The organism is Massilia sp. BKSP1R2A-1 (genome assembly GCF_050586525.1).
Taxonomy (GTDB): domain Bacteria; phylum Pseudomonadota; class Gammaproteobacteria; order Burkholderiales; family Burkholderiaceae_D; genus Telluria.
In genome coordinates this window covers 1-7,427 of the sequence record NZ_JBOBRE010000027.1, presented here as the reverse complement: position 1 = coordinate 7,427, position 7,427 = coordinate 1, and the positions used below count along the sequence as shown (strand labels likewise).

General features: G+C 52.1%; 7 protein-coding genes. 2 read left to right on the top strand and 5 right to left on the bottom strand.

Annotated elements, in window-relative coordinates; translation table 11 throughout:
- Positions 1-246 precede the first annotated feature (246 nt).
- From ACQ7JA_RS24805 to ACQ7JA_RS24795, 3 genes are all read right to left on the bottom strand, one after another.
- A complete protein-coding gene (locus ACQ7JA_RS24805; protein ID WP_430902371.1) occupies positions 247-516 on the bottom strand; it encodes a hypothetical protein in 270 nt (89 codons plus the stop codon).
- 125 nt (positions 517-641) lie between these two features.
- The gene (locus tag ACQ7JA_RS24800) at positions 642-2,153 is read right to left on the bottom strand and encodes a recombinase family protein (RefSeq protein WP_430902370.1); all 1,512 of its coding nucleotides are present in this window, start codon (positions 2,151-2,153) and stop codon (positions 642-644) included.
- Complete coding sequence (locus tag ACQ7JA_RS24795; protein WP_430902369.1) at positions 2,147-3,676, bottom strand: recombinase family protein; 1,530 nt, start codon at positions 3,674-3,676, stop codon at positions 2,147-2,149. Before ACQ7JA_RS24795 ends, ACQ7JA_RS24800 begins: the two co-directional genes overlap by 7 nt.
- A 587-nt stretch (positions 3,677-4,263) precedes the next feature.
- Here ACQ7JA_RS24795 and ACQ7JA_RS24790 point away from each other — a divergent pair.
- A complete protein-coding gene (locus tag ACQ7JA_RS24790) occupies positions 4,264-4,566 on the top strand; it encodes a helix-turn-helix domain-containing protein (protein WP_430902368.1) in 303 nt (100 codons plus the stop codon).
- Between the two features lie 79 nt (positions 4,567-4,645).
- On the opposite strand, the gene ACQ7JA_RS24785 is transcribed toward ACQ7JA_RS24790, so the two are convergent.
- Positions 4,646-4,960, bottom strand: a complete 315-nt coding sequence (locus ACQ7JA_RS24785) for a hypothetical protein (RefSeq protein WP_430902367.1) — start codon at positions 4,958-4,960, stop codon at positions 4,646-4,648.
- Between the two features lie 502 nt (positions 4,961-5,462).
- Here ACQ7JA_RS24785 and ACQ7JA_RS24780 point away from each other — a divergent pair.
- Positions 5,463-6,119, top strand: a complete 657-nt coding sequence (locus tag ACQ7JA_RS24780; RefSeq protein WP_430902366.1) for a hypothetical protein — start codon at positions 5,463-5,465, stop codon at positions 6,117-6,119.
- 271 nt (positions 6,120-6,390) lie between these two features.
- On the opposite strand, the gene ACQ7JA_RS24775 is transcribed toward ACQ7JA_RS24780, so the two are convergent.
- Complete coding sequence (locus ACQ7JA_RS24775; protein ID WP_430902365.1) at positions 6,391-7,062, bottom strand: SOS response-associated peptidase; 672 nt, start codon at positions 7,060-7,062, stop codon at positions 6,391-6,393.
- Positions 7,063-7,427: the final 365 nt, after the last annotated feature.

Genomic DNA, 7,427 nt, shown 5'->3' with positions numbered 1-7,427 from the left:
GGATCAGGGCGTACGCCCGGTTTTTGCCGCAAACCGGGCTGTTTGGAGCATTCTTGCTGCTGGTCTTGCCGAGGACTGGAAAACGGTCGGCCAAGGCTATGGCGCTTCTATAGGCTTCAGGAAACTAGGCCGTGAGCCGTACAATTCGGCTTACGGATCCAGCTGAAGAGTTTCTACACAGGCTGGACCGATAGCGGACGAATTTAAATGACGCAACGAGTCAGGTAGTCAACTACAGGCAACGCGTTAGCGTGAGCGCTTCGCGTAATGTCTAGACTCCGGAATAGAGATGCGCGAAGTGCCAAAAACCTTCGTTGCCCCTCCCAAGCTCGAAACCGGTTTTGCATCGGCTGGCTTCTGAACTGTTACGACTCCACCGTTGTCAGTAACATTGGGTCTAACGGAGGCTGAAATTTTATCAAGCTCATTCTTGACGTGCTGACGAGCACGACGCTGCTGCGTGCCGGCACGATAGGCCTCGACTGCCGCTTCCTCGAGCAATTTTTTGGTATTCATTTGCGGTCTCCCAACGAAGTATATAGACAGTCTCCCACGCCTCGCAGCATTTGAGCCTGAGGCACCAACCTTGTTTCGTCAAAACGAACTTCCTGTTCAAGCAAATACGTTGCAACAAACAGCGTTTAGAGATCATTTGAACTCAGTCCAAACATTGCGGCTAGCGACGGGTGTGCGTATTGCTCAAACATATGCAGCGTGCGTGTGGACGGCCAGAGATAAGTGTGTGTTGGAAATTCTGAAACCGGTAAAAGATAGAGCCTTTCGATTCGTTCATTCGACTGGTCAGCTCGCGCCCAGATCAAGAAATCGATTGATGGGTCTTGTGTCAAAGTAACCTTCCAACACGGGTGACTTCGTTCAAAACGACATCGCGTACAGAGAATGCGTACTGCGACGCCCTCAACCATGTAAGTTCGCGGACTAAGCTTCTTAACCTGGGCTGCGGCTGCAGCAGCACAACGCTCCAACTCGATCGTGATGTCACGCGTTATACAGCGCATCCGGTATCTAGTGACTGCGGTGCGGGACAGAGAGGGCCAGCTAACCCCAGCAAGGCCCATGGCAGAAGTGATGCCGTTAAAGCGAAATGCATAGGATTTTACTGACGGGCCACCGCGCGAGTCGATGAGGTCCGGAGTTACCTTGCCATACTCAACGAAGATGCTGCGAAGCTCATCGAGCATCTCGTCGTCTGTCCATTGCCTGTTACGGTTGCGCCGTTCAGCTCGCGCTTGGTCAAGTTTTTCTCTCGTCACGACCGCATCGAAGGCGTCCTCAACCTTGACCCACGAGCTGGGTGAATTAGGTCGACGTGAACTCTTGAGTCTCTGCGTGCTGCGGTTGAATACAAGCGTACCTGCATACTTGTCGTTGGTGAGTACCTGCTTCACATGGAATGGAGACCATTGCTTACCGAACTCGTTCTCGATACCCTGCTGGTTTAAGCGTCGAGCGATCGCAGTGTCTGAAAGGCGCTCGAACAGGTACATGTCGTAGATGCGATTGACTATCTCGATCTCATGTGCAGGACCGAGGGTATAGGAAACGCGATCAGTTGGCATGCTTTTGCGCTCGCCGGCGCCGAGGACGTTTTTCATCTGCCCAGTTGCAGAGACAGCGATCCTCCGTAGTCCGTAACCGGCAGAGCCACCTTGCTTGAATCCTGCCTGGGTGTGACGACACTGTGCGCTAAACACCTTTGAAGACAACTCTCGACTGTATTCAGCGGCCATTGCGCGCTTCAAGCCCTTTAGCACCGTAGCTAGCGGCGAGCCATCATTCGAAAACGGCTCGGCGCAGTATGCTACCGTGATGCCTGCTCTGCGGCAGGCGTACTCATAGTATGCGCTTTCGTCAACGTCCTGGAAACGGCCCCATCGACTTACGTCGTACACCAACACAACGTCGAAGCCGGCACGCCCAGCCTGAATATCCGTCAGCAGTTCTAGTAGCCCGCTACGACCGTCGAGAGTCAAGCCGCTTCGCCCTCTGTCTCGGTAAATTCTTGTGACCTGTAGGTTATGCGCAGTTGCGTAATCATGAAGCGCTGCTTCTTGGTGATCAGTCGAGTAATTCTGATGTTCCGTGGAGGCGCGTACATAGATGGCGGCTCGATTGCTAAGTGTCTTTAGCATGCGTCCTCCATATATGTAACATGAGCACCATGGAACATCGACTCGAGCGAGATGTACCCTTTAGCCGCATACTCAGCAAGATTCGTTTCCGTTAAGTAGACCGTCTTCGACGGCAGAGTTTTGGAAGGAATCAGGAAATAATTGTGCGTCCTTACACAAGAATAATTCGCCAGCTCAGCGATGATGAAGTCGATTCCCGAGTTCGGGCGCAAAGCCCAGTTCGCCTGACCTCGTGGTGGTTTTCGGCGTACCAGTACATCAACCCTGACTGTCAGGTTACCGTTTATTATCAAGGCAAAGGGCTCGGATGTTCTTTCAACCATTGCACCCTCTATCGAAGCGTGATGAATCACTTCGGCGAGTAACTCTTTGCGCTTAGCCAAGACTTCCTTCCGCGTGTCTGCCGCTGCGAACGCCGAGCTACTCGGTAGACCCGCGGCCTCATATGCACGAGGTAGGGATCCGAACTGTCGCGCGAACATTTTTACGTCGGGCATCGCCGGGTCTGCAGTAATAATGCTCGAGTTGATCCTGCCACTTTTCGTGTAGCAAACATGCAGGAGATCGATGAGTTCGGCACGCGTGCGACGGTGTGTTCTACGCGCTCGTTCCGCTTGGACCTGTTCGTAAAGCGCAGAGTCTATGATTGGGTCAAGTGCCGTCGGATTGACGACCCATTCGTGGCGCGAGTTATGCTTGCGTTGCGTCGATAGCCTGCATGAACGTCTGTTATAAGCCAAGATACCGCAGTATTTGACGTTGCTCAGCAGGGTCCTGATCATATGCTGAGTCCAGGGCCTTCCGAACTCGCTTAGGACCTGTTCGCTGTTAAGTATTTTGACGATCGCTTCAACACTCATCTGGTCATGCAGGTATAGAGCGTAGATGCGGCGAACAGTAGCTACTTCATTTGTTGGCCCCCATACAAGGACTACTCGATCAGTGGCAGCAATCTTGGACTCTCCATAGTTCAGAATTGCTCTAGGCGTTCCACACGCCTTTAGCGCCAGGCGCCCTAGGCCATACCCAGCGTGCCCACCCTGTTTGAAACCCATCTGAGTAAATCTAGATTGGGCAGCGAACACCTTTTCTGACAGCTCGCGGCTGTATTCCGCAGCCATCACTCGCTTCATGCTCTTGAGAAGCGAAGCATACGGACCAGTTTCGTCTGTGAACGGTTCGCCGCAGTAGACCACTTCGATCCCTGCACGACGACAGGTATGCTCATGATAAGCCGCCTCATCGATGTCCTGGAAACGCCCCCACCTGCTGATGTCGTAAACGATGATATGGCTGAAGTCTCGCTGTGTTGACTCAACATCTCGCATCAACGCGAGAAGGCCGGCACGCCGCCTTATATCAAGTCCGCTTTTACCGTCATCAACATATTCTCGTATGATGGGTAGGTTGCGGGTAGCGGCGTACTCCCGTATTTTTGCTCGCTGATGATCAGTGGAGTAGTCCTGGTTTTCTGTCGACATCCGGACGTACATCACAGCACGGGCAGGCGAAGAGTTGAACATTGTTTCCTCTAGGCTTGAAAGCAGCAGACGTCAACTCGAACCGGTTGAGCAGTCTTAACTGCCTGCCCGATGGCTGTTCCCAGCGGTGCGGCTCTGCCGAGCTTTGTATAGCGTTTTCATCCTTTGTTTTGCTTCTGATGGTGTTAGCCCGATGACTTCCCCTGCATCGGTAAAGTACACCGGATGCTCCGCGAAGTCCTCCTCGAAAACGCAAATCTTAAGTACTGTCGTCAACCTCCAACTACGAACCTGTCCCCGTTGATATGGCTCTAGAAGAGTGATATCAACGACTTTTGCTGCCTTATTGCTGGCGACATTTCGGCAAAAGTCTATGACGTCACGACTATCCCAAAGGATTGAGGTCTGAAAGATCCATCTGCCACTGTGCTTTAGACCATGGTTGAAGAATACATACAACGTACCTAAGTTGAGTGTTGCTGTACGCCATGTTGTGATGCCTGAGCTAAACGAAAGCAACGCAGCCTTGTCAGCTTCATGTGTTGTTATCATATTGTCAGCCCACATTGAAATGAACACTATAGATTGTAGTCCTAAAGTGTTCGCCGTGAGTACATCCTACCTTTTGTGTGGAGGTATTCGTGGACTTACTCAAACGGTTCGGATTAGGATTGCAGAAGGCAAGGAAGAGTCGGAACCTGACCCAAGAGGACTTTTCGGTGGTTTCGAGTAGAACCTATCTCAGCAGTTTGGAGCGCGGAGTTAAGGCACCCACGATAACAAAGATTGAAGAAATCTCATCACTCATTGGCGTACACCCCGTTTCCTTGCTCGCAAGCGCTTACGTGCCATCGAACCAAACTGAGCGTGAGCATTTCTGGTCAAAAGTTATTTCTGATCTCGAATCGTTTGATCAAGGCAGAACTAATTAAGAGCAGCTGCGATTCAGCACTCATCGGTATGAGTCTTGATGAGGATGCTGCGGGTAGGTCCGCTATCGACCCGAAGCAGTCACTGGCTCTGTGTGGCTACGTCTTCCAGATCGTTGTAAAACGCTGGGTAAGCATCCCACGAAGCGTAGTAAAAAACAAACTCAGCCTTTGTTTCTCTTGAATTGCGCTTTTGGCTGATCTCGAGCAACTCACTCACGCCGTCCGTTTCAAGAAAATAGACGTAGCCTTCCTGCGTTACCTGCGGCGGAATCGAAAAGTCCTCCGCAAACTGAACGATCACTGCTTCAGTGCTCTGGTGGAACGGTTCCCGAGCGCAAATGACAGAGTCTTCTGGCATCTGAGCCGATAGGAAGATCGCGTCTAAAAGTTTCATAGGGATGAGTTGAGGACGTTGTATAAGCTTCTGGCCATGTCCGCTTCTGGAGGGTTGGCGCCATAGAGGTAGCCGTAGGTGATCGGCCTTACGTCGGCTTGGACTAGGTAGCCGCCAACTCGTGCGTCTTCAGCAAACGGAATGCTCTGGACGTATTCAAGGCCGAGTTTCTCTGCGGATGACGGTTCGAAGTCGGACTGTTCAGCTGCTTTGGCTGGGCTGCATTTAGCCAGGCCACGTTGGCACGTAGATCGAGGATCGGTGGGGTGATTGGAAAGCATAGATTCTCCCTAATGTCGAGGTTCGACAGCAAAATATGGGAGTCTTGAAGACTCGCCCAAATAGGCTTGGACCAGTCGACTTTGGAGCTTGGGTGAGAAGGTCTGAGCGACCTGCGTGAGTACAACAATGCTGCATTGCGACGATGAGAGTATTGCACGCAATATATGAACATGCAACCCACGGAAGCTTGCATGTTGGCAATGGCTGATATACTAGCTAGATGGCGAAAGATACACTCACTAGTAAATACTTTAACAACAAAGTTATATTTAACTCGCCGAAAGAATATACAATCGGCGACTTCGTGCTCGACTATCAAGTAGCCGCGGGTCTAACCGGAGCTATGGACGGCAGCGTGATTGACCTCGCTTTGGTACATTCGGATAGTGGCAGCTCGCAACGAGCTTTAAAGGCCCGGCTGAGCGTTCGCCATGAATTTCTTGCCCAGGAAGCCGTCTTCGAGGTTGAGCAGAACGAAGGCAGTTACAGCTGTCTCCAAGTGGAGTACGTAGTGTTGAAGCCACAACACACTGCCCAAGGATTAGGCATTCGGATGTTCGCACATCAAGCCTATATGGCGAAAACTGTTGGGATACACCAGATTTTCCTGCGCGCTGTCGCTGATGCTTCTTACAACGGCGCGTACACATGGCCGCGATACGGTTTCCAAGCGCTGATGGACGTGCCAGACCAGGCGAAGTTTGCTACACTGTTCCCTGGCGTGAAAGACTTGGCTGAACTCATGTCCACGGAACAGGGCAGGGCTTGGTGGAAGTCGAAAGCTTTCACTTTGTCAATGTGCTTCGACCTTAACGAGCCCATCTGCACGGATACGTTAGAGGCGTATATGGCAGAGAAAGGAGTACAAATTGTTTAACAAGAATGCTGAGTTGTTCGCTAGGGGGCTACAGCTTGTCCCTGCGAACTCTCCTGCTGCAAAAGCTAGAGGCGTTACACCTCTTGAGTCAGTGCTCATCAAGCGGAAGACAGCCGATATTCTTAGTGATATGAAAGCACGTTCAGTTAAGAAATTTGGCCGTTGAAAGCGCCACAAGATAACAAAGCCGGGTCTCCCGGCTTTTTGTTTGCCTGTCGCCAACTCGATATTAGAGAATGTAATGTCGAGTTGACAATATTCTGATCAGTATTCACCTCGGCTGTGCGAGCTCAGCGCCCTGACTTCGCACATTCCCGAGCGCCGGGTCTACCGGGTACCAATCGAAAGCGTCGGGGCCCAATGCTGCAATCCTTACGATCTCCTCTGCCATTTCCGGCGGCGTGAGGGGGTCTAACCAGGCCGCGGCCGCGTCAGCGGTAAGAACGACAGGTCGACGATCGTGAACGTCCAGAAGGCCGCACTGAGCGTCTGCAGTAACGATTGTGAAGCCGTTCAGCGCCTTAGACTCGGTTACCGGGCCTGGGTTGGCCAGCGCAGCCAAGTAGATTGAAGTGAGATCCCGCTTGTGGATGTGCCAAGGCTGCTTACTACCTTTCTCCCCAGTCCACTCATACCATCCGAACGCCGGCACGATCGCGCGACCATTCTTGAGCAGACCCCGCCAATACGCGTTTGAGATCTTCTCGAGCCGGGTGTTGATGGCGATCGGAATCTTGCCCGACGTCTCGGCCCAACAAGACCGATAGCCCCAATGCAGGTCGCTAACGAAATGTTGCTCGCCTACGACGTGGAGAACAGGCCTGTACGTGCCTGGCGCGACGTTGAAGCTGTCGCTGGCTTCCGTATGGCTGATGACCGACTCCACCCACGAGAAGTCAGCTATCAGCCGGGATACGTCATTTTGATCGAGTCTGCCGCACATGAGGCAATCTTAGCCGCGCGGCTATAAGCGCGGCGCACAGCACTGGCTCGCCGAAACCCTGTCCCCCTGACGTAGCATAGAGGCCTTGTAGAGATGGGGCCCGTGATTACGTGTTTAGTTCGTACTCCGTCCTACTAAAAAAGCACAATCGCTCCCATAAAGTGACAATTTATTAGTATTTTTTTAACCAAAAGCATTATGGTCATTGTCGGCGCACGTCATCTAAACTTAAGGACAACATCGTCGGACGCCATGTGCGTTTCGAGGCGATACAAACGGTATATTTTTCAATCTCTCCTGGACTCGAAACAGACCGTTGCTATGTCCGCTCTTGGCCGTAAGGGGTCTTGGCGACAAGGCCACTT

Bases quoted from the DNA above. Each gene is read 5' to 3' on its own strand.
- ACQ7JA_RS24805 (WP_430902371.1), bottom strand. From the start codon at position 516: ATGAATACCAAAAAATTGCTCGAGGAAGCGGCAGTCGAGGCCTATCGT.
- ACQ7JA_RS24800 (WP_430902370.1), bottom strand. From the start codon at position 2,153: ATGCTAAAGACACTTAGCAATCGAGCCGCCATCTATGTACGCGCCTCC.
- ACQ7JA_RS24775 (WP_430902365.1), bottom strand. From the start codon at position 7,062: ATGTGCGGCAGACTCGATCAAAATGACGTATCCCGGCTGATAGCTGAC.
- ACQ7JA_RS24780 (WP_430902366.1), top strand. From the start codon at position 5,463: ATGGCGAAAGATACACTCACTAGTAAATACTTTAACAACAAAGTTATA.
- ACQ7JA_RS24795 (WP_430902369.1), bottom strand. From the start codon at position 3,676: ATGTTCAACTCTTCGCCTGCCCGTGCTGTGATGTACGTCCGGATGTCG.
- ACQ7JA_RS24785 (WP_430902367.1), bottom strand. From the start codon at position 4,960: ATGAAACTTTTAGACGCGATCTTCCTATCGGCTCAGATGCCAGAAGAC.